Source organism: Chloracidobacterium sp. D, from assembly GCF_018304685.1.
Lineage (GTDB): Bacteria > Acidobacteriota > Blastocatellia > Chloracidobacteriales > Chloracidobacteriaceae > Chloracidobacterium > Chloracidobacterium thermophilum.
Map to the genome: position 1 here is coordinate 542,890 of NZ_CP072635.1, position 25,325 is coordinate 568,214.

Consider the following 25,325-nt stretch of genomic DNA (forward strand, 5'->3'; position numbering starts at 1 on the left):
GTTATTCAAGACGGGTCACCAGACCGAGTTCGTAGCCGATGGCTTCGATGTCGGCGATGGAAAGCACCACTCCTTCCGGTGGACGCTGATTGAGGCGTAGCACAATCGCCGACTCGCCTACCAGATGCTCAACCGTGACCCGGTTGAACGGCACTTCAATGCCCAGCAGCCGGGTCATCAAGGCTGCTGTGGCGCGATGCCCGACTGCCGAGTAGAGCGTCCGTCCCGCCTGGCGAAACCGGGCAATGAGCTGCCGTGCCGCTTCCGGTGTCACCGGCTCGTAGCGATAAACACCATAGGCGGTGAGAATGCTGGCGTTGAGAAACAGGAGACGCCCCGACGGCCGGTTCGACGGAGTTGTCAGACCTGCCGGCTGATGTGGTGTCTCATGTAGGCTGTGACCTAGTTCCTGAACCGGGTCATCGGCGGGGTTTGACATGCTGGTTCCTGATGCGGTGTGCCGTGGTGTACGTGCCGGCGGATGGTGGGCGCATAAAGCTGGTCAAGCAGGGCCTTGCCGCTGGTGAAATCGCGTGTCCCGTACTGCTCGGCAAAATACTGCCGGAGGCGATGCCACAACCGGCGATAGGGATGTGCGGTTGTGTAATGCTTCAACGGCGTGTGTCCCCGGACAATGCGGATGATGCTTTCCGCATTTCCCGGAATCGCAAGCGCCGCCGGAGCGCCGTTTTTTTCTGCGTTTTTCCGGGCAAAAAGGGTGATGTTCCCGCCATCGTCGGAGGTCAGTTGACCAATCCCGGTGAAGCCTGTTTTTTCAGCAAGCTTTTGCAGCGTTGAGAGGTTGAAGTTGAAGATGTGGGCTTCGTGAAAGGTGTTTTGGGGCGCCTGGCAGGTCGCCTCAACATTCGGCACTTCGATAACCAGTATCCCGCTGGGCTTCAGCAGCCGGTGCAGTTTCAACAGGACTTCGGCCGGTCGTTCGGTATGCTCCAGGACGTGCCACATCGTGATCAGGTCAAAGTGTTCTTCCGGCAAGGCCACATCCTGAGCAAAGCCGATATGGACCTGAAGCCCATACTCACTTTCGGCATATTCCGCATAACCCCGGTTTGGCTCAATGCCCTGCACGGTGTGACCCAGTTTGTGAAGCAGATAGATGAACTCCCCTCCCCCGGAACCCACATCCAGGATCGTCTGTGGGGTCGGCAGCAGATGCCGGATGGTCTGACAGCGTGCCAGTGCCAACCTGCCGGCGCGCAGAATATGCTTTGGTTTGGGCGTGTACGTGCCTTTGTAGTGGAGGCGGTAGTGTTGTGTGTAGAACTCACGGGGGTTATGGGGAAGCGGGTCTGACCAGACCAGCCCGCACTGAAGGCAGATCACCGTTCGGAGAGGTTTCCCATGGCGGCCGCGGTTAGCCAGGACAACGCTTTCAGGGTTGCCGCACAGCTGGCATGGCGATGCGCCCACGGCACGCGGAGCCAGAGTGGAGAGGGTTGCAGATGGGCTTTCCAGAGAAATCATCAGCGAAGCCTACCGGCTAGAATTCAATGCCCCGCTGCGCCTTGATGCCGCTGCGGAACGGATGTTTGACAAGCTTCATTTCGGTGACGAGATCGGCCAGCTCGACCAGCTCCGGGCGGGCGCTGCGCCCGGTGATGACGACGTGGAGCGCCGGACGTTTCTGCCGCAGCTTTTCCATGACCGGTTCCAGAGGCAGCGTGTCATCGCGCAGGACAATGTTGAGTTCATCGAGCACCACCAGATCGTAGTGCGGGTCTTCCATCAGGGCGCAGGCTTTGGCCCAGGCACGTTCAGCCGCGGCGCGGTCGCGTTCCCGATCCTGGGTTTCCCAGGTGAAACCTTCGCCCAGTGCAAAGAAATCCACCCGGCCGGCGAGTTCCCGGGCAAAGGCAGCTTCCCCGCTCTCCCACGCCCCCTTCGTAAACTGGACGATGCCAATCCGCATCCCGTGCCCCAGTGCCCGAAACACCATCCCCAACGCCGCCGTGGTTTTTCCCTTTCCGGGGCCCGTGTGGACGATGATCAGCCCTTTTTCCTGGGTAGCCTGCGCGATGCGCGCGTCCTGGAGGGCCTTTTTGCGCGCCATCTGCGCCCGGTGCCGTGCTTCATCGCCTTCAGACGGTTGCGTTATGTCCTCCGCCATCATGTGTCCTTTCCTTTCCCACTGGGTCTTTGCCACGGCACTCACTGCGGCAGGGCATTGACAGCACGAACAATATCACCTACGGCGTCGGCAATGTGGTGCGATACCGTCCGCAGCGACCGTGACGGCAGCGCCACGACGCGCCGTTTCCGAATGGCACTCAGGCTGGCCAACCGCTTGTCGGCCAGCAATTGTTCCCGGAAGCCACGGTCGGCCGCCAGTCCCGTCGCCACAAAGATGACGTCCGGGTCACGCGCCAGCAAGGCCTCGGCCGAAAGCGCCACGTGGCCGGTCAGGTCCGCAGCGGCATTGCGCAGACCGGCCGCGGTCAGTTTCACATCCGCCATGGTATCGCACCCGGCCACCATCAGCGGTGGCATCAGGTACAGCGCCCGCCACCCGGCCCGGTCAGGACGTAGCCCGTCCCGCGCCTCAGCCAGTTTTGCCCGCATGTCGGCAATCACGGCCTCGGCACGCTCCACTTCACCCACCGTCTGACCAATCCGACGCAGATTGTTTTCAATGTCAGCCAGTGACCGGAAATCCTCGACGACCACGGTTGGCGTTCCGGTCTGCTCGACGGCCTGCCGCAGTTCCGCTTTGGTGTAGCGCGCCAGCAGCACCAGATCGGCCCGCAGCGAAAGAATCCGCTCCGGCTCCCGTTCGACAAAGACACCAATCCGGCGGGCCGTATCAGCCACGTAACTCACTTCGGGGTCGGCAGCGTACTTTGACAGCGCAACGATCCGTTCCGGCGGCACGAGCGCGCAGAGGATTTCATCCGTACCAACCGAAAGTGAGGCGATGCGTTGTGGCTTGGGCGCGGTTGTGTGTGCAGCCGGCCGGTGGTTGTCGGCTGGCGCACGAAAGGACTGACAGGCACTGCCCGGCCACACGACGGCTGTCACAGCCGCAACGGCCGTGGCCGTCCATGACCAGTTCCCTTGCGCGTTATGTCTCCCGGTCACAGTTCACCTCCGTCTGCTGGATGGCTTCTTCAGCCGTTGCCTGGACGGCGGCCAGACGACGTAGTACCGCTGGCGGCGGCTGCGCCCACAGCCCCCGCCGGGCCGCTTCCAGAAGCCGCGCAGCGATGTCCCGCTGCGCCCAGGGATTGCTCCGGCGCAGAAACGCGGCAGCCGCTTCATCAAAAAGGTACGCCTCGGCAACCCGCTCATACATCCAGTCCGCGACGAGACCGGTCAGCGCGCTGTACCCAAACAGGTAATCCACGGTGGCGGCCATTTCGAGGGCGCCCTTGTAGCCATGTTCCTGAATGGCCCGCAGCCACTTTGGATTCGTCACCCGTGCGCGCAGGACCCGGCGCAGTTCTTCGTCAAGTGAGCGCACTTGCGGCCGCGCCGGATCAGACGAGTCGCCCAGCAAAGTCGGCGGCAGTTCCCCCCGCAGGTTGTGGACGGCGGCCGCCATGCCGCCGTGAAACTGCATGTAGTCATCGCTGTCAAGAATGTCATGCTCGCGGTTGTCCTGGTTCTGGGCCACGACTTCGCAGGCCGCCAGTCGCGCCGCCAGGATGGTTTCGGCCGGTGTGCCATACTCGCCCGCCGTGTAGGCGTAACCACTCCAGCGCAGGTAAATCTGCGCCAGGTCTTCGCGGCTCGTCCAAGCGCCTTCGGCGATGGCGGCCAGGATCCCCACGCCATAGACGCCGGGCCGGTTGGAAAAAACCCGGAAACGCGCCTGCTGGCGGGCTACTTCGGGCGGCGTACCGGCGGCAATCCGCTGCTGTTCCTCCACCCGGACATGCTTGCGGACGTAGTTCCATTCGTCCGGTTCATCCGCTTCGGCGGCCAGATGGACGGCTTCATCGAGTAACGCCAGCAGGTTGGGAAAGGCATCGCGGAAAAAGCCGGAAACCCGGATGACGACATCAATGCGTGGGCGCTGCAACTGCTCGACCGGCAGCAGCCGGAGACCAGCCAGGCGCTGGTTGGTCACATTCCATACCGGCTCGACGCCAAGCAGCCAGAGCACCTGGGCAAGGTCATCGCCCTGGGTACGCATGTTGGCCGTTCCCCACAGCGTCAGGCCGATGACTTCGGGAAAACGTCCCTGCTGCCGGACGTATGTCGTCAGCAGGGCGTCCCCCAGTTGTCGTCCCACCTGCCAGGCAAAACGGGAAGGAACGGCGCGGATGTCCACGGCATAAAAGTTCCGCCCGGTGGGCAGCACGTCCACCCGGCCACGGGTTGGCGCGCCGCTGGGACCCGGTGGAATGGACTTCCCTTCGAGGGCATCCAGCAGGTTGCGGATTTCCTCCGGCGCCTGCCGTATCCGGGGCAGGATGTCTTCCACCAGATACGTCAGTGTGCGTTGCGTCTCCGGTTTCTCTCCAGTCAGGTCGGTCACGGCCATCGGCGCAAAGTTCCGTTCAGCCAACTGCCAGACCAGGTTCCGTACAGCGGCGTCTATGGCCCGCCGCAGCCTTCCGACCGTGGTGATGGGAGTGTCACTGAGCACCGCCAGGGAGGGTGGTGTCGCCGCCGGGGACCACGGCGTTTCGGCCGGAAGGGTCAGGAGGTCGGCCGGCAGGTTGAGGTCGCGCACCAGCGCTGCCGGCAGTCCCAGGCAGGAAGTCCCTCCCTGCCGTGCCAGCGCACAGAGGAAGTCCACCAGCCGTTCGCCAGCGGGGACTTCCCCCAGAATGTGCAGTCCGTGACGAATCTGGATTTCCCCCAGGTCACAGAGATAGCCGTCGAGTTTTTTCAGAAACGCCGGCAGGGCGTCTTCGTCCGGACGGGTGGTGTAGCCCAGGTCGTGGTGCAGGTTGGCCGCTACGACGGCTTCCCAGATAGCATCCACAATGAGGCTTCGTTTGTCAGGGTCGAGTTGGTCGGCACGTGCCAGTTCCGCCAGAAGCCCCTGGAGTGGAGCCAGTTCACCTTCCTGGTCGGCTTCGGCCTGCGTCATGGGCGGCGGCAGGTGGCTGACCAGAACGGCCTGCCACCGCCGTTTGGCCTGTAGCCCCTCACCCGGATCGCCAATCAGAAAGGGATACAGCACCGGCGTATCCGGCAGGACGAGTTGGGGGTAGCACCGGTCGGACAGCCCCAGCGACTTGCCCGGCAGCCATTCCACCGTGCCGTGCTTGCCGCAGTGGATGATCGCATCCACACCAAACACGGACCGCAGCCAGTGATAGACGGCCAGGTAATGGTGCGGCGGGACGAGTTCCCCGCTGTGGTAGATCGCCCGTGGGTTTTCCCCGTACCCACGCGGCGGCTGAATGAGCACCAGAACGTTTCCGTAGCGCCGTCCGGCAATGTAGCCCACATCGCCTTCCACCATGACGCGGCCCGGCGGCTCGCCCCAGGTTGCCCGGAGTTCCGCCTGGCACACCGCCGGCAGGGTTGCAAACCAGTTTTGGTAGTCCACTGTGCGGTAGTGCGCTGCCGATGGTTTCTGTTCTGCGGAAAGCATGGGCGCTTCGTATCCGCCCTGGGCCAGCAGTTCCGCCATAAGGGTGTCGCCGTCCGGCGGCAGTTCGCCGACGTGGTAGCCCCGTGCGCGCAGCGCCCGCAGAAGGTTGAGGACGGAAGCCGGTGTGTCCAACCCGACGGCGCTGCCGACCCGTCCGTTGCGGTTGGCAAAGTTCGTCAGCACAATCGCCAGCCGCTTCGTGTGGTTGGGCAGGCGACGCAGCCGCGCCCACCGGGCCGCATAGGCAGCCAGCCGCTCCACCTGCCCCGGAATGGATTTCTGGCGGCCGGCGCCGGAAGGGGTTGGCTCCTGAACGCCGACCACGGTCGAGATAATCCGTCCGTCGAACTCCGCCATGACGACTTTCATGGCGGCATCGAGCGGTGACAATCCGGCCGGATTGGCTTCCCAGGCGTCCAGCGTGTCACGCACCGTCAGCCCCTGAATGACAGGAATCCCCAGATTGACCAGGGCTTCCAGGGTGGCTCCGGCAGCTTGTGGGCCGCGCGGCCCGTGGCCGATTTCAGCCAGGGCGTAGCTGACCAGACTCACGATGACTTCCACCCGGGCCTGACCGGGTTGCCCGAAGTAAGCGGCCAGTGTTTCCGGCGCCAGCTCCCGCAGGCTGTAGCAGAATACCGGCAGCACCCGGCAGGAAGTGGCTTCGAGCGCGCGTATGAGCGCATCCACAACGGCCAGATCGCGGCTCTGCCAGTAGGCCCGGTAAAACAGCACGCCCACCAGCGGTGCGGTTGGGTCGCGCCAGTGGTGGCGGCCGAAGGTTTCGATGTCCAGTGTCGCGGTCACTTCCAGGTCGGCCGCGGCGGGGTGGTACAACCCACACAGCGGCATGGCGGCCGGCGGCGCGGCGTCAAAGGTGGTGCCCAGCACCTGATCGGACAAGTACCGCAGCCCTTGGGCATAGTTGGCGCTACCGCCAGCGACGCAGTAGGCAAAGAATCTCGCGGCTACCTCCGGCGCAACCGTCGTGTAGTCGGCCAGGTCAGCATCAGGCCGGTCATCCCCCGGCAGCGCCAGCAGTGCCACGCCCGTTCGGTGGTGCATGGCGCGCAACTGTTCCAAGCCTTCCCGAAAGTATGCCCGTCCGCCCAGGATGCGGACAATCACCAGGCGGGCGGTGGGAGCGATGTCGGACAGAAACGCCGCCACTTCGGCCGGTGTTTGCAGGGCGTAGCTGGGGTGCATGTGCAGCGGTGGGAAGCCATCCGGCAGTTGGGCCCGGGCGGCTTCCAGTACCGTCAGCTCGGTATCAGAGGCGGAGATGAAGACGACATCCGGCCGCAGCCGGTAGGGGTTGTCGTGCGCTTCACGGCAGCGGTTGTCACTTTGCCTGGCGGCGACAACGGTGTACCGCGACGATTTGGATTTGGGCGGCGTCCCGCCGGGATTCGTCGGGTGGTAAATCCCCATGTTGAAAGGGCAGACTGTGAAGGGTTCCCGGTTTCCGGGCCGGCTTTACCAGGGCGGGCCTGGTTCGTAGCCAGGTTTTATGCGAAGTTGGGCCGGGTCATCAAGTCAACGTCGGCGGGTGTCCGCGACATAAAGTGACCGTCCGGGCTGCGAGGCGGGTGAGTTCGTCCTGCGGGTGACACGTGCCGACACATCGCCGCACACGTTCTGGATGTCCCGTCTGGAAACCACCGCTTCAGGATGGTCTGTTCCAGTCGTTCAGGTACCGGCCCAGGGCCTGGTAGAAATCCGGGCGGTCCAGCTTTTTCAGGACGTTACCCTGTTCGGGGTGCAATGGCAGGAATCGTCCTTGGTCATGTGCTTCCCCGTAAGAATGCCCATCGTCAACGGTCACCACCCCTGTGAGGAGGATGGCGTCGGGGCGGAAGGCGATGGCGTTCTGGATTTTGAACCGCTCGAAGACAACCGGGTGGATTTCAGCTTGGTCGAGGGAAGGGGCTGGCAGGTGAGGTGGCGGGCTGTACATGGACATGGCGGCGCCTTCCAGCAGGAAGAAAACCACTCCCGGGAAGCCCTCCGGGAAGATGATCCAGTACAATGGCTCCAGACGCTCACCATGTGGCGCGGTACCCCCGGAGCCCCCCACCTCGAACTGATCACTCTCGGACAGATGATGCGCACCCGCGCCGGGCACACCCCACCGGCGGAAACCATTGCCGCCCAGCTCGCCGCCACCCCCGCTCTCGTCCGCCACGGAGACTACTGGACCGATACCGCCACCGCCGAACTCGACCAGGACGTCTGGCAGCGCCTCCGCGCCATCCCTCCCCGGCCTCAACGCCGGGGTTTCCCGCGCAATTCGATGATGCCAATTGTTCAGTGAACAATTGCAGACCTGAGTCGCCTTTCCGGTATTTCCCGGCTGAGTTGGACTCCTCTCCCACTTCCAGTAGGCTGGCCTTGGTAGCCCCACTCTCCCTCTCCATGCACGTTATCGGATTGCCCATCAAAATAGTTGAAGTATGTTCTCAGCATTGAGTACAAGATTCAGCGTGAAAAAAGCGCAGAAAAAAAGCATGTTATCGGCATTTCGCAAGACACTGTAGATAAACGTTATCAGTAAGTCGTATTCGGCGGTTGTCACTCTGCCTGGCGGCGACAACGGTGTGCCGCCGCCGGTGGGTGTCCGGGATGCCAAAGCCATGTGGCATTTGGCTGTGCCCGGAATCGTGCTTTTCCTGTGGTGAGGTGCCTATGCTGAATGTATGCCGTGTTGTTCTTGGGTTGTGGATGGTTTTGGGTGGCGTTATCTGGGTGCCGGGGCAGAGCCGGCCGGCTTCCCGCCCTCCGGCCAACCCTGACTGGTATGACTACGAGCGGGTCGGCCGCCGGCCGACCATCAACGGACGCCCGGCCCGGGAGAAGATGCACACCTACGAGGAGCGGGCCGGGGCAATTTTTTCCGACCGCCCGGTGACACGCCGCGGGACGACGCTCCCCAATGCCCCACAGCGCGGCCCGCGCCGCAGTGTCACGAGTTACCGTCCCGTGGCGGATATGCTTGCCCCGGAGATTCTGGCCCAGGAAGCCGATGGCGATCCGCTTCAGGTACGCCGCTTTTATGAGGAAGCCTTGCGGGAGTACCGCCGTGGTCTGGTCGAGCAGGGCTGGCCCGTTGAAGATGTCGGCTCGGCGATTGCGGTGTACCTCAACAACCACTACACCGTCGTTTTCGGCCAGCCGATGCCGCCCGGCGTACCTTATGCGCTGTATGAGCTTTTCCAAGGCATCCTGACAGAAGATCAGGATTTTGTGGCTTCGAGCGACCGCGAGCGGCAACTGCTGGCTGAATCCTTGGCCATTCTGGCAACAGCGATGTACTCGCAATATACGTCGGCGGCCGGACGCGAGCGTGAACGTCTCCGGCAGCAGGCCCGCGCCAATCTGGAATCCTTCACCGGGCAGTCAGCCGAGGAATTCCGTGACTTGGTGCTGGCCATCCGTGACCAGTTATAGATTGGTCGTTTCCCGTCGTTTGTAACCGAAGCCATGCTGAAAGCGCGGCCCTTTCTGAAATGGGCAGGCGGAAAAAGCCAACTCTTGGATCAAAACTACTACCCAAGTGACCTGCGAGCCGGTCGCATCAGGCATGATGTCGAGCCTTTCCTGGGCGGCGGGGCGGTGTTCTTTGCCATCGCCCGGCGTTACCCCATCGAAAGCGCCTGGCTTTCGGACATCAACCCGGATTTGGTTCTGACCTGGCAGGTTGTACAGCAGCGGCCGGCTGACCTGCTGGACACTCTGGAAAGCTACCAGAGAGCTTATGACCGGACCCCGGAAGAACAGTGCGGCCATCTGTTTCTGACCGGGATGCGCGGCAAGCCCCGCCGTTCAGGGCGGGGAAGGATAGCGCAGACGGCGGAGCCGTCCTTTGGGTTTATCTCAGTGCGGTGTCTGTTGCTGCTCGATGTACTGGCGCACGATGGTATTTCACCAAAAAGACCACGTGAACGTGCACCTTGAAAACACAGTGCCGCCCATGTCGAATATCGTTGTCATCACCCATAGACCAAGAGTATAATTGCGGTTATGCAACGCCTCCAGGCCTTCAGATTCGAACTCATGCCAAACGGCCAGCAGGAGCGGCAGATGCGCCGCTTCGCTGGCGCTTGCCGGTTCATCTACAACAAGGCATTGGCCTTGCAGAAGGAGCGCTACGAGCGTGGCGAGAAGAAGCTCGGCTATGCCGGGCTGTGCAAGCTGCTCACTGAGTGGCGCAACAGCGCAGAGACGGCTTGGCTGGCCGATGCACCGATTCACCCGCTGCAACAAAAACTCAAGGACTTGGAGCGCGCCTACAGCAACTTCTTCGCCAAACGCGCCGACTTTCCGCGCTTCAAGAAGAAGGGGCGGTCGGACAGCTTCCGCTATCCCGACCCCAAGCAAATCAAACTCGATCAGGGCAATAGCCGTATCTTTTTGCCCAAGCTCGGTTGGCTGCGCTATCGCAACAGCCGGAAAGTGCTGGGCGATCTGCGCAACGTCACCGTCAGCCTGAGCGGCGGCAAGTGGTTCGTTTCCATTCAGACCGAGCGAGAGGTCGAGCAGGCCATCCCGCAGGGTGGCGCGGTCGGCATCGACATGGGTATTGCCCGGTTCGCTACGCTCTCGGACGGCACGTTCTACGCACCCCTCAACAGCTTCAAGCGGCATGAGGTTGCCCTGCGCAAAGCGCAGCAAGCCATGAGCCGCAAGGTCAAGTTCAGCAACAACTGGAAGAAGGCGAAAGCCCGCGTCCAGCGCATCCATTCCCGCATCGGCAACGCCCGCCGCGATTTCCTGCACAAGGCCTCGACCGCGATCAGCAAAAACCACGCGATGGTGTGTATCGAGGACTTGCAGGTGCGTAATATGTCCAAGTCGGCGGCAGGCACGGCAGATGCGCCGGGAAGAAACGTTCGGGCCAAGTCCGGCCTGAACAAATCCATTCTCGACCAGGGCTGGTTCGAGTTCCGCCGCCAACTGGACTACAAGCTGGCGTGGAAAGGCGGCCATCTCATTGCCGTGCCGCCGCAGAACACCAGTCGCACTTGCCCAGGCTGCGGCCACGTGTCGGCGGACAACCGCCAGACCCAAGCCCGGTTCGTATGCGTGGCGTGCGGCTATGAGAATAACGCCGACGTTGTTGGCGCGATCAACATCCTTTCTCGCGGGATACAACGATTGCGGGACGAAGGGCAGGACACGGCCAACGCTTTGGTCGGGATGCAGGTGGACTGGCTGCCTGTGTCAGCCCGGATGGCCTGTGGATCGAACTGCATAGGCAGTCGGAAGCAGGAACCCGCCGAGACGACGGCGCGTGGAGCGATCTGTGCGTAGTTGTGGTAGGAATCTCCGCCCTTTAGGGCGGGGAGGACGTCAAGAATCAAACCTGCTGGCCGCTTCCCGCGTTCTGCAGAAGGCGGAAATACGGCAGGCCGACTACACGGAATGCTGGCCCAGGGTCAACGAAAGCACGTTTGTCTATTTTGATCCGCCCTATCGTCCACTCAGCCGGACGGCCAGTTTCACCACCTACACCGGCGGCGGTTTTTCTGATGCTGAGCAAATCCGCCTGGCCCAATTTTTCCGCCGGCTGGACCGGGAAAAAAACGCCCGCCTGATGCTTTCCAATTCCGACCCGACGAATGAAAACCCGGACGACAGCTTCTTTGAGCGTATCTATCCGGGATATAACGTCTTCAGGGTTTCGGCCGGCCGCGCCATCAACTCCAATGGCGAAAAACGTGGGAAAATCAGTGAGCTTCTGATTACCAACTATCCGTGCTGCCCACAAAATGCAGAAATATGGTAGGGGCAACTCCGGAAGTTGCCCCTACATTGACATACTCCCCTGCCTAAAGGCAGGGGATTCTGATTACTGGTTCAGCGACAGCACTTATCGCAGAAGGTTGCCCTACTGCGACAGCGGTGCTTATCTCCCCAGTCGTTCGGGATTTCTCCCCAGTTCCCTTTTGCCCAAAGGTACTGTTTTGCCACTCCATTCCCAAGATGCTTAGTCCCTTCTTGAGGATGTTCAAAGCCGCATTCTGGTCTCTGTCTAATTTAAATCCACATTTAGGACAACTATGGGTTCTAGTGGATAGGGTTTTTACTACCATAATGCCCACAGTTACTACAGTCCTGTGTGGTGTACTGCGGCGGTACGCTGACGACTGCCTTGTCCCACACCTTGCCGTAGTAGTCCAGCCACGCAGTGAATTGAGACCAGCCAGCATCATGAATGGATTTGGCAAGATGATGATTTTTGACCAGGTTCTTCACCTGCAAGTCTTCATACGCCACGACATCGTGAGATGCCACCACGCACCGTGCCTGACTGCCCAGTCTTTACGCTGGCGTTGCACTTTCAGATGAACTTTACCTAGTCGTTTTCTTTGCTTGTGGTAGTTCTTAGATTGGGATTTTGCCCTCTTCTTGAACTTCCGACTTAATCTGCGCTGGTGTTGCTTTAACCTCCTTTCGCTACGCCTCAAAAACTTAGGACACTGTACAGGGTTGCCGTTCTGGTCGGTGTAGAAAGCCTTTACGCCCAAGTCAATGCCAATAACATTGCCTGTGTATGCTCCCTGCTCTTTGCGCTCCACATCCAAGCAGAACTGAGCATAGTACCCATCTGCCCTGCGTATCACCCGCACCCGATTGATTTTGGAGTTTAGGATATGGTGTCTTGCCTCACCATTGCAGTACAGAGCAAAAGCACCAGCATTGAAGCCATCGGTGAACGAGATAGTCATCCCATCTTCTGACAGCTTCCAGCCCGATACCTTGTATTCCACTGAACGACAGTTTTTCTTGAATTTGGGGTATCCCTTCTTTGCCTCCTTGTTTTTGCAGTTGGTATAGAACCGAGAAATGGAAGCCCAAGCTCGCTCTGCACTTGCCTGCCTTGCCGCTGAGTTTAACTTCTTGGCAAAGTCAAACTCTTTGGCCAGGTCTTGGCAGTAGGCATAGAGAACAGCTTTGTTTACGCTCTTGTTGTCCATCCAGTACCGCACACGTATGTTTCTGACAAACTGTGCGGTACGGACGGCTTCATCCAGAGCCTGATACTGCTCTGCTGTCCCGTTGAGTAGCTTGGCTTCCATTACTCTCATACTGCTGTTTTATCACAGGTTTGGCTTGATAAAACAGCGTGCGCCTTATATCCCTGCCCTAAAGTGCAGGGCTTTACGGCGCTTTTTCGGTAAATGCCGGTTGCCATCCCTATTTGGCCACCCACTGGCCGCCGCGCCAGCGGTACTCCAAGTCGTAGTTTTCATCATCCCGTGATGCCACCTGGCGCTTTGTCGGCTCGCCGTTGACGATGGTGATCTTTTCATCCCACCGGTTGTTGCGGTTGAGATCAATCTTGGCGCGATTCCAGCCCGCTCCCGGATTGTCGCAGTAAAGGGTGATTTTATACGGCCGACCCGGAAAAGCATCTTTGATGCGGTCACTTGTCACCGGCCGGCGCAGTGCCTCCAGCAGGTCGCGATCCACCGGGCGTAAACTGCCTGTGGTGGTCGGTGCGGGCAGCGCCGGTGGTTGAGATACAACCGGCCGCGACACAACCTCCTGTCTTGCCGGTTGGCGGAGAAGCCATACGCAGGACCCGATAATAACGGCTGACAACACCAGCCCGCCCGTGATGACCAGCGCCAGAAACGTTTTGAACTTCATGCCCTCACCCTGCCCTTTCTGTCCAAGCGGACGTTACCGGTTCACGAACGCGCCATCATCCCCCGCTCAATGGGGACGGTACAGTTGCAATAGGCATACTGGCACGGCTGGGCTGTCTCACGGAGCGCAAACGTGCCATCCAGAAAGTTCCCCAGATACTCCTGCCGGTACCGCCGCGCCGGATAGCACCGCCAGGCCGCACCCCGGTCATCAAGCGTGAAGGCATAGGCCCCTGCCCAGCAGGGCCGCCCCTGAAACGAAGGCGCAAGCATCCCCAGACCGTTGTGTCCGCCCAGCGCCAGAATCTGCGCCTGCTCCCCGGCTGTATAGGCAATGACATCCCGCTGCTGCTTTTCAGGCTGCACCTTGAGGCGAATCCCGGCGGCGGCAAAACGCTGTACCAGTTCCGGCAGAACGGGCAGGTTGGCGCGTGTGGCCACACAGGTGACGTGAAAGCTCGCCCCCGGCGGCAGCCGCGTCATCACATGACGCGCCTTCTCAATGAAGGCTGTTTCTTCCTGCTCCGTCGCCACGTACTCCCGGTGCAGGCTGGCCGAGAAGACCCGCAGCGCCGCTCCTGCCGCCTCCAAGAATCGGTCGAGCTTCTCAGTGCCGGCCGAGAAGTTCGTCACAACGCTCACGTGATGTCCCATTTCGGCCAGGCCGGCAACGATGTCCATCAGGGTTGGGTGCAGAAATGGCTCGCCGCCCGAAAGCTTGACTTCCCAGCGTCCCGGCAACCGCCGGAAGCCCTCCAGAAAGCGTGGCGTATCGCGCGCCCAGCGGGTCCGGTCATCCAGAAAACGCTGCGTACAGTATGAGCAGCGGTAGTTGCACGTCGTGTTGATGTTCCACATCACGACGCCTTCCGGCGGACGCGGCGGTACCGGCCATCCGGCATCATCCCGTGTGTCGGTCGCCATGCACGTCACCTCCGCTTTCGGGCGTTGCAAGCCCTTCAATCATGCCCCGGTTGGCCGGGACTGTACAGGGGCAAATATCGTACGGACACACTTCCGGGCCGGCTTTTAGGCGAAAGCTGCCGTCAAGCACGTTGCCCAGGTAGCCCTCCCCGAAACGCTTTGCCGTGCGGCAGGAAAAGGCATAGCCAAACTGGTCAATGACGAAGTAGGCCGCCCCCGCCCAGCAGCGCCGTCCACGGTAGGAAGGCGCGATGTTGGCTTCCCGCGCCGTCGGGTGTGCTCCGGTCAGCGCACGCACCAGGGCGGCTTCCACCGCGTCATACTCGTAAACGCCGTGCTTGGTTTTCATCACCTGGGGAAAGTACCTAAGCCCCGCAGCTTCCACGGCGGCCCTGACTGCGGCCAGTTCGCTGACGGTTCCCGGCACGAGCACGTTGTTGACGACAAATGCCGTTTCCGGGCGCAGCCATCCCCGAAACGTGACAGCTTTCGCAATGAAGTCAGCGACATCCACATATTCCCGGTGCAGACTCGCCGAGAAAACTTCCAGCTTGTTGCCCACCAGGTCCACAAACCGCCGCAGCACGGTCAGCGGCGCTGAAAAATTGGTCAGCACGGAAACCCGGTGCGGCAACGCCGCCAGACCGGGAACGATATGCTGCATAAAACCCCGGAAGGCAAACGGCTCGCCGCCAGACATCTTGATTTCCCACACGCCCGGCAGCGTCGCAAAAAACGCCAGGAAGCGTTCGATGTCGGCGTCGGACGGGTGCCCCTGACGATAGCGGCGTGACTGTATGCAGTACGAACAGTCGTAGTTGCACACGCCGTTGGTCTGCCATTCGATGGTTGGACGCGGCGGCATGATGTTCACCTTAGCCATGGTGTCGCCTAAGTAGCGTTACCTAACCTAACCTATGACCGGCCGTGCCGTTCCTTCTCTCAACGTTATCAGACGCTTGTCCTGCAGAACGACCGGTCAGGGACGCATACACCACCGCCCCAAACCGCTCCCGAACCTTCGCCGCCAGCTTGACGTTCTGGTTGAACTTCCCACACTGCCGACACGACGGCGCATACTGCCCGGCCCGCAGCGATGCCCGCAGTGCCTCCCACGCCGCCCCAAACCACTGCTCCGAAAACGGCCCCCAGTCCAGGTGCCCGACCTGCAACGTCGCCGCACAGCAGTACAGCAGCGCCCCTTCAACCGTAATCCGCGCGTAGTGCCAGCCCATAAAACACCCCACTTCCTCGATGGGCGTCGTCGCCAGTCCTCCGGCCGTAAGCTGTTGGGCGAAAACCTCCAGGTTCGTCACTACACCCAATTCCGCTGCCGCCGCCCGCGCCGCCGGAACGAGTTGCTCCCGCAGTTCCACCCGCTGCGCTTCCGTAATGGCACAGGCTTCCGTGCCATTCCCCAGGCTGGCCAGCTTGAACGTCACCTGCCGCGCCCCATGCCGCGCCGCGAAATGCACCATGTCCACCAGCTCCGCAGCCGTATCCCGGTTGATGACCTGAACGTGCTTGACCGCCACCCCCAACTGCCGCCACCGGGTCAGCAGCCATTCCAGACGCGCGAAATCGCTCGCCCGCAGGTTGGGATGAAACGCGGTATAGGATGCCGGACTCACGCCATTGACCGACACCAGCATGGCATCCACACCCAGCGCCGCCACCCGGTCGGGATCGGCCAGCAGCGCATTGGTCAGGATGGTCACGTGCCACGCGTAGCGTTTGCACTCGGCAATGATGTCGTATATCCCCGGATGGACAAACGGATCGCCCATTCCTGACAAAATGACCGACTCGACGGACTGCATCCCGGCCAGATCGGCCGCCAGGGCCCGAAATCGCTCCAGGTCAAACAGCTTCCGCTTCCAGGCCGTCGGGCGCGGTGTGGTCAGCAGCGGCGAATGGTCCCAGCAGGTTGTGCAGTTTGTGTTGCAGCCGTTGGCGAGGTCCACATGCACGGTCTGCGGCCCAACCACGGTCTTCCCCACTGCCAGACCTGCCCACCGCCGCTTACGCGCCTGCGCTATGTCCATGACGCACCTCCTCGGCCGCCTTCAAAACCGCCGACAGCCACTGCCATGGGTCAGATTCGGCTCCGGCCGTATGGCGCTCCAGCACGGCCAACCCCCGGTACAGACTTTCCCCAGCCGTATCAACTGCTGTCAGAAACGTCGTCAGAACCCGCACCTGATCTTCGGCCGTGGCCCGGCGCGACCATGGCATCTGCCGCAGAAACACCGTCCGGGCACGCTCATCCCCCACCGACGCCAGCGCCCCCGCCAGACGCCGCCACAACCCGAAGGCCCGGTCGAAATCGGCCACATCCCCCAGGCGCGGTAAACGTCGCAGAAAGGTGAGCAGATCATCCAATGTCATCCCCTCCGGGATGGCTTCCAGCCACTCGGCCAGCTCATCCCCATCCGTGATGGCCGCCGTCAATGTCCAGAGTTGCGCACAGGATTCCGCACCGGGTCGCCGCTGCTCCAGCCAGCGGCAGAGACGCGGAGTTGCCCGTGCCGTTGCGGCCTGGAGTTCGCCGGTGTCGAGAACGAGTTGTAACCCATACCAGGCAGCCTGGCGCGCGCCCCCCAACGCCACGACGGACTGGGACTGCGCCCGCAACCGCGCCCGGACTTCCGGCTGTCGCAAATCGGCTATTATGGCGGCCAACCCGGCGGCGTCCGGCGTTCCATCCGCATTGAGCAGCAGCGGCAGCACGGCGCCGGCGGCAGCCAGCCGCGCCACCCGCGCGGGCTGGTCATCGGCAATCTTTTCCTGGGCAAACAGCGCCGTAGGCACCCCGGCGGCCAGCAGTTCGTGTGTGGCGTTGAAACCGGCGGCCGAAATGGCGGCATCCAGCCCGGCAAAATCCTCCACCGCCAGCGGCTCCGTCAGCCAGGTGATACCCCTTCCCCGCCGGGGCGCACCGGTAAACAGCGGCCCTGCCCCTACGACAAGGTGAAGGTCATCCAGTGGTTCCAGGGCCGTAATCAGCGCCGTCAGCGTTCGCTCGGCCAGCGCATCCCCGCCACCGCCAGCGCTCAGCCACAGCGCCAGCGCCCCGTCGGGAATCCCCAGCCGCCGGCGCGCGGTTGTGCGATCGTGCAGTTCTTCCGGTTCGCGTAGCAGGATGGGCGGAACACGCCGCACCCGCGACCGGACGGCTGCCGGAAAGACAACCCCGTTGGACACCACTGGCCCGGACGGAAGCCATCCGCCCTGTCCGGCGTCAGCCACGCTTTCGCCCGCAGCCGGCGCTCCCCGGCCTTTGACCGGCAGGTTCCGGTCCGCGGTTCCATCCACCGTCACACCCGGAAACGGGTCTTCCAGTGGTTCTTCCAGAAACGAGTCGGCAAACGAGTCGGCCGGTGCAGAGAAATCAAAATCGTTATCAGACGAATGTCGCACCGCCCCGCCCTCCCCAACCACCACAATCCGGTCATAGAACGGCAGCCACGCCGCAAAACCCGCCGCATCAAAGCCCGCCTTCACTTCCCGGCACACAAACAGCTTCCGCGCTGGCACATCCAGTACCGGACCCAGTTCGCCAAACGTCCCACCGGGAAACGTATCCACCACCAGCAGGTCCGGCTGGAGCAGCCCCAGACTGTGCCACACCCACTGCCGCGCCAGCCGCAGATAATCCTCCTTCGGCAACCCGGCCGCCCGCACCGCCGTCTTGCTTGGCAGCTTGAAAACGGCCACCCCTTCGCGCAACGCCAACGCCCCGGCCTCGGATGTGGTCAGCACATATACGTCGAGCCGCCGCCCGGCGCACAGCGCCAGCCGGCGCATCCAGCGCAATATCGCCAGCACGCGCGTCAGGTGCCCCACACCGGCCCCGTTGACCGCATAGGCCACGACTTTAAGCGGCCGCGTCATGACACATCCATTCCCTGGTAGTAGCTGTATTGTGGCTCCGGCGGACGCACATACGTATAGCCCGGATGCGCCTGCCGGTACTCATAGACTTCCGGGATGAAGTTTCCATCCAGCCGCCCGTCTGTCATCACGTCCCACCACAGCATGTCCACCGCGAAATCATACCGGTCGTAGCGATCATAGGTCGCCACGCGGTCATACTGGCGCCAGAAGCGCGCCCGTTGCGCGGCCAGGCGCTCCCGTGGATCGCGCAACCAAACCTGTGCCTCATTGGGAGGAATCCAGGCGTTCGCATACTTCGGACGGGAATACTTGGTGATTTTCCGGTCCAGCCTGGTCAACTGCTCGGACAGGTAACGCCGCTCCTCCTCGAAACGGCGCTCCGCCATGGATTTGGTATAAGTCATCTGCTTCTCGACCCCATCGAGCCGTTTGATCAGCGACTCGCGGACGCGATCCCCGCCGGCCCACTGAAACAGTTGCTTCCGGTCGGCCAGCGCCAGATGCTCCCGCAGCATCCGGCGGAAGTCCCCCAGAACGGCCTGTGGCAAATGGCTCAACCGCTGCTGCGCTGTGTTGAGTTCGGTAATCAGCTCGCGCACCTGCCGGATGTTCTTTTCAATGCTGTTCAGTGTCTGCTGACAGACGGCTTTCCCCCGCAGCAGGTTCTCATAGGCCGCGCGCACTTCGGAAAACGCCTTGCAGCCGAACTTTTCCGTGATCTCGTCGCCCCGCTTCCAGTCCTTGTAGTACTGCAACGTCAGAGCGCTCTGCCGGTAGCTCGGCGTCCGGTAGCCGCGCCGGTACAAATCCAGAAAACCCGGCTCCCGCTCGTAGCGTTGGAGGCCGCTTTCGATGAGCGTCAGTTCATCCCGCGCCTGTTTGGCGCGCAGGGTCAACACACCGGCCGTCGGATCGAGCAATTCCTCGCGCCGGATAAACCGCTCATCCGCCGTGATGGCCGCAATGCGCTGTGTCAGCCGCTCCTGCTCGGCCGCCAGATGGGCCGCCAGGTTCAGTCCGCGAAACCGCCCGTAACCGGTAAACCGCTCCACAGCGTCGAGCGTTGCCTGGTCAAGAGTCGGCAGGTTGACCTCGGCCAACGCATCGAGTGTCTGTTCCCGGAGCTGCTCCAGAGCTTTCCCCCGTGCCCCGTGCCGCCCCATGAGTTCCGTGGGCAGCGCCGCCAGCGCCTGTTGCAGTTCCGTCCGGCGCTGCCGGGCCAGAGAGAGAAATTGGCTGACGTGCACAGAAAGGCCGCCCCAGAAAGAAAAGTGAGAAATGGTACATTTGAACCCTACGGCAAAAGCCGGTTTCCGGCAAGCTCCCGCAGGCGGTTGCTCACGGCCGCCCGTTCCAGTTCCCGACCACCGGCAGGTCATTCACATTGCCATAGTTGAACGACACATCGGCAAAGCCGGGACTCAGCTCGTTTTTCAGGAAAAACCGCCAACTGCCTTCGGTCAGACGGACAATGCCAATGCCATCCCGCCCATCACCATCCCAGTCGCCGGCAAAGGGCAGGTCATCCGCCAGCCCGTAAAAGAACGCCCCTTCGGCCACGCCCGACAGCAAATCATTGCGGTAGTAGAAAAAGCCGTTCGCACGGCGGTAACAGCCGACCGTCGTCGTGCCGTTGCCATCCCAGTCACCCACCACGGGTACATCCGTGCCGAGGCCAAAGTTGACGATGCTGTCCGCCATGCCGGCGCTGTTGGTATTGCGCAGCAGGAACACGCCATTGCGAAAGACGCCCACCGTATCCCGGCCGTCCCCATTCCAGTCCCCGACCACCGGAATGTCTCCCGGCGCGCCAAACGAAAACGACACATCGGCAAAGCCGGCGCTGTTGCTGTTTCTGAGAAAGAACGTTGCCGTTCCGCTCACGATCCGAAACACGCCAATCGTCGTGGTGCCGTCGCCGTCCCAATCGCCGGACAGCGGGATGTCATTCCCCTGCCCAAAGAAAAAGGCCACGTCGGCGAAGCCGCTCGTCAGGCTGTTGCGCAGGTAGAAAAAGCCATCCGACCGGCGGAACAGCCCCACGGTCTCGAAAGCTGAAACGGCCTGATTGACCGTGACAGTCCGCCCCGCAACGGTCAGCGTCCCCGTCCGCGCACGTCCCCGGTGGGCCGCCACGCGGTACGTCACCGTCCCGTTCCCGCTGCCTGTCGCCCCGCTCAGGACCGTGATCCAGGGCACATCACTGACCGCACGCCAGGTACAGCCTCCAGCAGCCGTTACTGTCACAACCCCTTCCCCGCCCAGTGCCGAAACGTTTGTCACCGCTGGCAACACCGATGAAGCGCACCCGGGGTCATCGCCAAGCAGACGAACAATACCGGCCTGGGGCGTGCCGTTGAAGGTCGTAAACGTCCCGCCCAGGATGATCCGGCCATCGGCCTGCAACGCCAACGCCAGAACGGTGCTGCTGGCCCCGCTGCCAATGTCAAAGCCGGTGTCCAGCGAACCATCCAGCCCGTTGAGCCGGGCGACAGAGTTGCGCGGCGTTCCATTGATGGTTGTGAAGTCGCCGCCGACAAGAATGCGCCCGTTCGGCTGAAGGCCCACCGCATGAACCGTCGGCAGCAACCGTCCCCCCACACCGCCCAATGCGCCAAAAGATGTGTCCAGTGCGCCACCGGGTTCCAGACGGGCAATCCCGTTGCGCTCGATGCCACTGACAAAACGAAAGGCGCCACCTACAACGATGCGCCCGTCAGGCTGAACCCCCAGCGCCAGCACCGTGCCATCCATCGGACCGCTTTGTGAAAAGGTCATGTCAAGCCCCCCATCTGGCGTCAGGCGCGCCAACCGGCTACGGGGACTTCCATTGACCTGGGTAAAGGCGCCACCCACTAAGATGCGCCCGTTAGGCTGGAGAGCCAATGCAAAAATGGTGCCGTTAGCGGCCGCATTGGGGTTGAAGCCGGTATCCAGAGTACCGTTGGGTTCGAGCTGGGCGATCCGCTCCCGCCGTTGGCCTGCCAAAGCAATAAAATCTCCGGCGACGAGCAGCTTCCCATCGCTGCGAAGTGCCAGGGCATAGACAGTGTTATCGGCATCAGCCACAAACCCCGTATCCAGAGAGCCATCCGGGTTGAGCCGGGCCAGGTTTCGGCGGGACACACCACCTACACTGGAAAAATCCCCCCCGATGACCACCTTGCCATCGGACTGGACAACAAGCGCCTCCACCTCTCCCGTAATGCTACCGGGTGCGAAGGTCGTATCCAGTGAACCATCGGCATTGAGCCGCGCCAGGTTGCTCCGTGGTACGCCGTTGAAGGCTGTAAATTCCCCGCCAATGACCAGCTTCCCATCAGCCTGCACGGCCACGGCATAGACAGCGCCATTGACACCACTTCCCGGATTGAACGTGCCATCCACTGCCCCAGCCTGCCCAAAAACCTGCCCGGCTGACATTGCCAGAAGAAAAATAATCCATACTGAAAAAGCTTCCACCGACTGCCTGTTGCACATTGCCCGTGTAACCCCTACCTGGTTGCTATTTATCCAGAAATCTGAAATCTCGCTGTACCTAACCTGGACGTACTATCGGCAAACGTACTTTGCCCTGCTAGAGGTATAGGATAGCTTTGGACAAAAAACCTTACGACATAAAGTGAGCGTCAAACACAGAAATTGATCTTCATCATTTCGGGATTCAGTCATCTGCTTGATTTAAAAACTTTCAGTCATAGGCGACCAGGAAAATGTACGGCTCAGGAAAAAATACTCTCCATAAATTTCTCGGCGTCAAGACCTCTGGTAATTGGCTTTATGACTCTATAAGATGCGTCCCCCATATTAAGATTGGTAACAGAAGAAATGCGACTATCGAACATCATTTCACGAGATGCCCCGCCGGCAAAGTAAACCGAGATTTCCCTATTATTTTTATACCTGCCTAATAATGTATCTGGTTCACAGAAGAAGAAAATAAATGCATAAAAATCCTTGACATCCTCACTGTGTTTTTGATTTGTAGTGTACGGTCCAATAATTGAAAACGCCCGTGAAATGACTGAGTCAGGCGAACTGGTGCGGTACGCAAAGGAAGACCTCGTTTCTATGGTGATCACCTTGTCCTTATACCTGACGATATGGTCAATCTGATAGTCCTCTGAATCTTTTTTCGATAATACTGAGTTGTCTATGATGAACGATAATCCTTTTTCTACTGCTTCCTTTTCCAGTAAATCAGAAACAAGCTTTTCAGAAATTAGTCCTCCGAAATTCTTTACCAGTTGCTCCGACTGTGTTCTTACTTTACCACTTGTATCTTTTGGGTTTAGTGACTTGCAGAGTGCTTCAGCTCTTGAATAAACATGCTCAAGCTCTTTCTTGGTATAGTCTGCTCTGTAATAGACAAATTGATTTATCTTGAAAATATTAATCTTCATAAAAATAGGTCACTTTTTAGGACGAGATTCTGGGTTATTTGCTTTTAGTAAATTAACCCGTATTTTTTATTCTACAATCCTGCCCGAATCTTGGGTTCCCAATACTCGAAATGTCATCTTTTTATTATCTCCTCAATCTTGTAAGTTCCAGTTTCTAGGGGGGTTCTTCACAAATGAAAACCTCCCGGCGCAGCACAGTCCGCCCACATCCCTGGCCACCCGGCTGTGTTCGAGTTCCGCAACTAAAGCCAAATCGTAAGCCCCAAGCTACACCACCACACCCACTGCTACAAAATCCTGCTGCGCCTGGTCCCTGGCTACCGGCGCAACCAGTGTTTCGGACTGCTTCATGTCTCAATGCATCATGGCATCATGTGCAATCACACGATGCAATGACACAAGCGACAAAAGCATCGGCTGCGTTGCTATGGCCTTCCCGGTTCCGCCCCGAACATCAGGGGAAAAAAGTCTTCCTTGCCAAGCCGCACCTTCCAGGAGTCACTGCGGGACTTGAGGTGAGCGAGGTCGTTGTCCCCGTTCACCTGCGGCCAGGTCAAGTTCGCTATCCCTGCCTGAATGGCCCTGCCAGCCCCGGCCAACCCATGCTTACCCACCGACACACTGCCACGGTCATCACCAACCTCTGCCGCGACAATGGCTGGCAGACTGCCGGAGACGGCCGTTTTTCGCATCAGCACAAAACAACAACCTGTCTTTTTGCGGCAATTTCAAAGATACGTATTGACGCGCATCAAGCAATTGCGTAAAACAGCCCATGACGCGCCCATGCTTATGCCTGACACACGTATCATCAAACGCTACGGCAACCGTCGGCTCTATGACACGGCCTCCGGGGGGTATCTGACCAGCCAGGACGTGGTGGACATCATCCGCCAAGGGTACGATATTCGCGTCGTGGACTCGCGCACCGGCGAAGATGTCACCAAGCCGGTGCTCGTCAACATCATCCTCGAAGAAGAAAAACTGCGCCAAAACCTGCTGCCGGTGTCCTTCCTGCTGCAACTCATCCGCCTGCAGGGGGAAATGCTCCAGGACTTCTTTCAGAACTACCTCACGGCCAGTCTCGAAGCCTATATCAAGACGCGCCAGGAATTTGACCGACGGTTCCGGGAATGGCTCAACCTCGGCGCGGCCATGTCCGGCCTCAGCAGCCCGGACGCGGACGCGGCCAGTCCCGCTCCAGCGCCACTGCCGGCCCGGCTGTCTGCCAAACGTCCGGCCAAACGCCAGTCCAAAAACCAATCCAAAGACCAACCCAGGCGCCAGACGGAGCGCAAAAGCCGTCGTTCCCCGTCATGACTGTTCTCCCGGCTCCGACATTTGACTGGCTGGCCATTCGCGCGCGGCTTTCCCCCGACCGCATCGCGCTGCGGGATGCCGCGCAGGACTATGCGTCGGTGACGTATCGCCAGTGGTTCGAGCGCGTCAATCAAACGGCACACTTTCTGCACAACCGGCTGGGCGTCCGCCCCGGCGACCGCGTTGCCGTCCTGGCGCGCAACAGCATCGCCTACCTCGATGTCTGGTTCGCCCTGGGACAACTCGGCGGCATCCTGCAAAACCTCAACTGGCGGCTGAGCCGGCGCGAACTGGCCACACTTGTGGCCGACGCCGCCCCGGTTGCCATCCTCGCCGACGCCGCCCATGGTGAAACCGCCACCGAACTGGCCCAGGCGCACCGGCTTCAGCGCGTCAGTCTCGATGACCGCGATTCCACGTCCATTGCCTTTGGCGAACGTGCCGCCTGTCCCACGACCCGAATGCCCCCGCCGCCCATCACACCCGAAGCCCCGTGGGTGGTCTGCTACACCGGTGGCTCCACCGGTACACCCAAAGGAGCCGTCCTCTCCCACCGCGCCATCTTTGCCAATGCCGTCAATACGGTGCTGTCCTGGGGCATACGGCCCGACGACGTGACGCTGCTTGACGCCCCGCTGTTTCACACAGGCGGGCTGAACGTCCTCACCGCACCGCTCGTCGCCATTGGCGGCACGAGCATTGTCGCCAGCGGGTTTGCACCGGAACAAACCTTTGACGCCATCGAGCGTCACGGCGTGACGATCCTCTTTGGCGTGCCCACGATGTTCATCGAGCTTCAGCGCCATCCCCGCTGGGCTACGGCGGACTTCAGCCGGCTCCGCTTTGTCATCAGCGGCGGAGCCCCCTGCCCGATGCCCGTGTTTGAAGCGTTCTGGGCCAAAGGCGTCGCCTTCAGAACCGGCTATGGCCTGACCGAAGCCGGCCCCAACAACTTCTGGCTGCCGGATGCCGAAGTCCACCGCAAACCCGGCGCCGTCGGGTATCCGCTCTGGTCCGTCGAAGCCTGTATTGTGCGGTCGGACGGCACCCCCTGCACCGCCGACGAAGTGGGGGAGTTGTGCCTGCGCGGGCCGCACCTTTTTTCAGGCTACTGGAACAATCCCATGGCTACAGCCGCCGCACTGGACGCCGAAGGCTGGCTCCATACAGGCGATTTGGCAACCTGTGATGGCGACGGCTGCTTCCGCATCGTCGGCCGGCTCAAGGAAATGTTCATTTCCGGCGGCGAAAACGTCTATCCGGCCGAGGTCGAAAGCGTGCTGCACGAATGTCCGGCCGTCGCCGAGGCCGCTGTGCTGGGCGTCCCTGATCCGACCTGGGGTGAAGTCGGCGTGGCCTTTGTCGTTCTGACCGAAGAACGCTCCGATGCCGAACTGACCGCCTTCTGCCGCGCCCGGCTGGCCGGTTACAAAGTCCCCAAACGCTTCATCCGCCTGCCAGCCCTGCCGAAAACCGGCGCTCACAAAGTGGACAAAGTGACGCTGCGGGCACAACTCACCCAACCGGACGCACCACATTGACACCCCACAGGAAAGGAAC

At 61.0% G+C, this 25,325-nt stretch carries 21 protein-coding genes and 1 pseudogene; 7 read left to right on the top strand and 15 right to left on the bottom strand.

The genetic code is table 11. From position 1 onward, the window contains the following. Window position 1 precedes the first annotated feature (1 nt). From J8C01_RS13430 to cobN, 5 genes are all read right to left on the bottom strand, one after another. Window positions 2-439: a YddF family protein gene (locus J8C01_RS13430; protein WP_211432757.1), complete on the bottom strand. Its 438-nt coding sequence runs from the start codon at window positions 437-439 to the stop codon at window positions 2-4. Next, complete coding sequence (locus J8C01_RS13435; RefSeq protein WP_211427228.1) at window positions 403-1,344, bottom strand: class I SAM-dependent methyltransferase; 942 nt, start codon at window positions 1,342-1,344, stop codon at window positions 403-405. The genes J8C01_RS13430 and J8C01_RS13435 overlap by 37 nt, the downstream gene beginning before the upstream one ends. A gap of 157 nt (window positions 1,345-1,501) precedes the next feature. Further along, complete coding sequence (gene cobO / locus J8C01_RS13440) at window positions 1,502-2,128, bottom strand: cob(I)yrinic acid a,c-diamide adenosyltransferase (RefSeq protein WP_211433289.1); 627 nt, start codon at window positions 2,126-2,128, stop codon at window positions 1,502-1,504. Window positions 2,129-2,169: 41 nt separating this feature from the next. Beyond that, window positions 2,170-3,096 carry an ABC transporter substrate-binding protein gene (locus tag J8C01_RS13445; protein ID WP_211432758.1) on the bottom strand — a complete coding sequence of 309 codons (927 nt, stop codon included), beginning with the start codon at window positions 3,094-3,096 and terminating at the stop codon, window positions 2,170-2,172. Continuing rightward, a complete protein-coding gene (cobN, locus tag J8C01_RS13450; RefSeq protein WP_211432759.1) occupies window positions 3,080-7,000 on the bottom strand; it encodes a cobaltochelatase subunit CobN in 3,921 nt (1,306 codons plus the stop codon). Before cobN ends, J8C01_RS13445 begins: the two co-directional genes overlap by 17 nt. A gap of 355 nt (window positions 7,001-7,355) precedes the next feature. On the opposite strand from cobN, the gene J8C01_RS13455 reads away from it, so the two are divergent. The 5 genes from J8C01_RS13455 (at window position 7,356) to J8C01_RS13475 (ending at window position 11,354) form a co-directional block, all read left to right on the top strand. After that, on the top strand, window positions 7,356-7,883 hold the full coding sequence (locus J8C01_RS13455) for a hypothetical protein (RefSeq protein ID WP_211432760.1): 528 nt from the start codon (window positions 7,356-7,358) through the stop codon (window positions 7,881-7,883). Window positions 7,884-8,254: 371 nt separating this feature from the next. Then, window positions 8,255-9,016 carry a DUF6683 family protein gene (locus J8C01_RS13460; RefSeq protein WP_211432761.1) on the top strand — a complete coding sequence of 254 codons (762 nt, stop codon included), beginning with the start codon at window positions 8,255-8,257 and terminating at the stop codon, window positions 9,014-9,016. A 33-nt stretch (window positions 9,017-9,049) separates the two neighbouring features. Further along, complete coding sequence (locus tag J8C01_RS15680; RefSeq protein WP_211432762.1) at window positions 9,050-9,523, top strand: DNA adenine methylase; 474 nt, start codon at window positions 9,050-9,052, stop codon at window positions 9,521-9,523. A gap of 66 nt (window positions 9,524-9,589) precedes the next feature. After that, window positions 9,590-10,879: an RNA-guided endonuclease InsQ/TnpB family protein gene (locus J8C01_RS13470; RefSeq protein WP_211432763.1), complete on the top strand. Its 1,290-nt coding sequence runs from the start codon at window positions 9,590-9,592 to the stop codon at window positions 10,877-10,879. Next, window positions 10,872-11,354: a DNA adenine methylase gene (locus J8C01_RS13475; RefSeq protein ID WP_249355494.1), complete on the top strand. Its 483-nt coding sequence runs from the start codon at window positions 10,872-10,874 to the stop codon at window positions 11,352-11,354. The genes J8C01_RS13470 and J8C01_RS13475 overlap by 8 nt, the downstream gene beginning before the upstream one ends. A 43-nt stretch (window positions 11,355-11,397) precedes the next feature. On the opposite strand, the pseudogene J8C01_RS13480 reads toward J8C01_RS13475, so the two are convergent. The 10 genes and pseudogenes from J8C01_RS13480 to J8C01_RS13525 form a co-directional block, all read right to left on the bottom strand. Further along, window positions 11,398-12,657 (bottom strand): annotated as a pseudogene (locus tag J8C01_RS13480) (RNA-guided endonuclease InsQ/TnpB family protein). 109 nt (window positions 12,658-12,766) lie between these two features. After that, the gene (locus J8C01_RS13485; RefSeq protein ID WP_211432765.1) at window positions 12,767-13,222 is read right to left on the bottom strand and encodes a hypothetical protein; all 456 of its coding nucleotides are present in this window, start codon (window positions 13,220-13,222) and stop codon (window positions 12,767-12,769) included. Between the two features lie 41 nt (window positions 13,223-13,263). Beyond that, window positions 13,264-14,145 (bottom strand): radical SAM protein, encoded by an 882-nt coding sequence (locus J8C01_RS13490; protein ID WP_211432766.1) that lies wholly within the window; start codon window positions 14,143-14,145, stop codon window positions 13,264-13,266. After that, window positions 14,123-15,010, bottom strand: coding sequence for a radical SAM protein (locus J8C01_RS13495; protein ID WP_211427236.1), 888 nt, complete (start codon window positions 15,008-15,010; stop codon window positions 14,123-14,125). Before J8C01_RS13495 ends, J8C01_RS13490 begins: the two co-directional genes overlap by 23 nt. A gap of 40 nt (window positions 15,011-15,050) precedes the next feature. Further along, on the bottom strand, window positions 15,051-16,190 hold the full coding sequence (locus J8C01_RS13500) for a radical SAM/SPASM domain-containing protein (protein WP_211432767.1): 1,140 nt from the start codon (window positions 16,188-16,190) through the stop codon (window positions 15,051-15,053). After that, window positions 16,168-18,039 carry a hypothetical protein gene (locus J8C01_RS13505; RefSeq protein ID WP_211432768.1) on the bottom strand — a complete coding sequence of 624 codons (1,872 nt, stop codon included), beginning with the start codon at window positions 18,037-18,039 and terminating at the stop codon, window positions 16,168-16,170. The genes J8C01_RS13500 and J8C01_RS13505 overlap by 23 nt, the downstream gene beginning before the upstream one ends. Next, window positions 18,036-19,289, bottom strand: coding sequence for a hypothetical protein (locus J8C01_RS13510; RefSeq protein ID WP_211432769.1), 1,254 nt, complete (start codon window positions 19,287-19,289; stop codon window positions 18,036-18,038). The genes J8C01_RS13505 and J8C01_RS13510 overlap by 4 nt, the downstream gene beginning before the upstream one ends. 91 nt (window positions 19,290-19,380) lie before the next feature. Then, the gene (locus J8C01_RS13515) at window positions 19,381-21,504 is read right to left on the bottom strand and encodes a BACON domain-containing carbohydrate-binding protein (RefSeq protein WP_211432770.1); all 2,124 of its coding nucleotides are present in this window, start codon (window positions 21,502-21,504) and stop codon (window positions 19,381-19,383) included. A 260-nt stretch (window positions 21,505-21,764) separates the two neighbouring features. Further along, window positions 21,765-22,445 carry an NERD domain-containing protein gene (locus tag J8C01_RS13520; RefSeq protein ID WP_211432771.1) on the bottom strand — a complete coding sequence of 227 codons (681 nt, stop codon included), beginning with the start codon at window positions 22,443-22,445 and terminating at the stop codon, window positions 21,765-21,767. A gap of 425 nt (window positions 22,446-22,870) precedes the next feature. Beyond that, window positions 22,871-23,143 carry a hypothetical protein gene (locus J8C01_RS13525; protein WP_211432772.1) on the bottom strand — a complete coding sequence of 91 codons (273 nt, stop codon included), beginning with the start codon at window positions 23,141-23,143 and terminating at the stop codon, window positions 22,871-22,873. A gap of 94 nt (window positions 23,144-23,237) precedes the next feature. Between J8C01_RS13525 and phaR the strand changes: the two genes are divergently transcribed. Continuing rightward, complete coding sequence (phaR, locus tag J8C01_RS13530; protein ID WP_014101005.1) at window positions 23,238-23,765, top strand: polyhydroxyalkanoate synthesis repressor PhaR; 528 nt, start codon at window positions 23,238-23,240, stop codon at window positions 23,763-23,765. Beyond that, window positions 23,762-25,306 carry an acyl-CoA synthetase gene (locus J8C01_RS13535; protein WP_211432773.1) on the top strand — a complete coding sequence of 515 codons (1,545 nt, stop codon included), beginning with the start codon at window positions 23,762-23,764 and terminating at the stop codon, window positions 25,304-25,306. The genes phaR and J8C01_RS13535 overlap by 4 nt, the downstream gene beginning before the upstream one ends. Window positions 25,307-25,325: the final 19 nt, after the last annotated feature.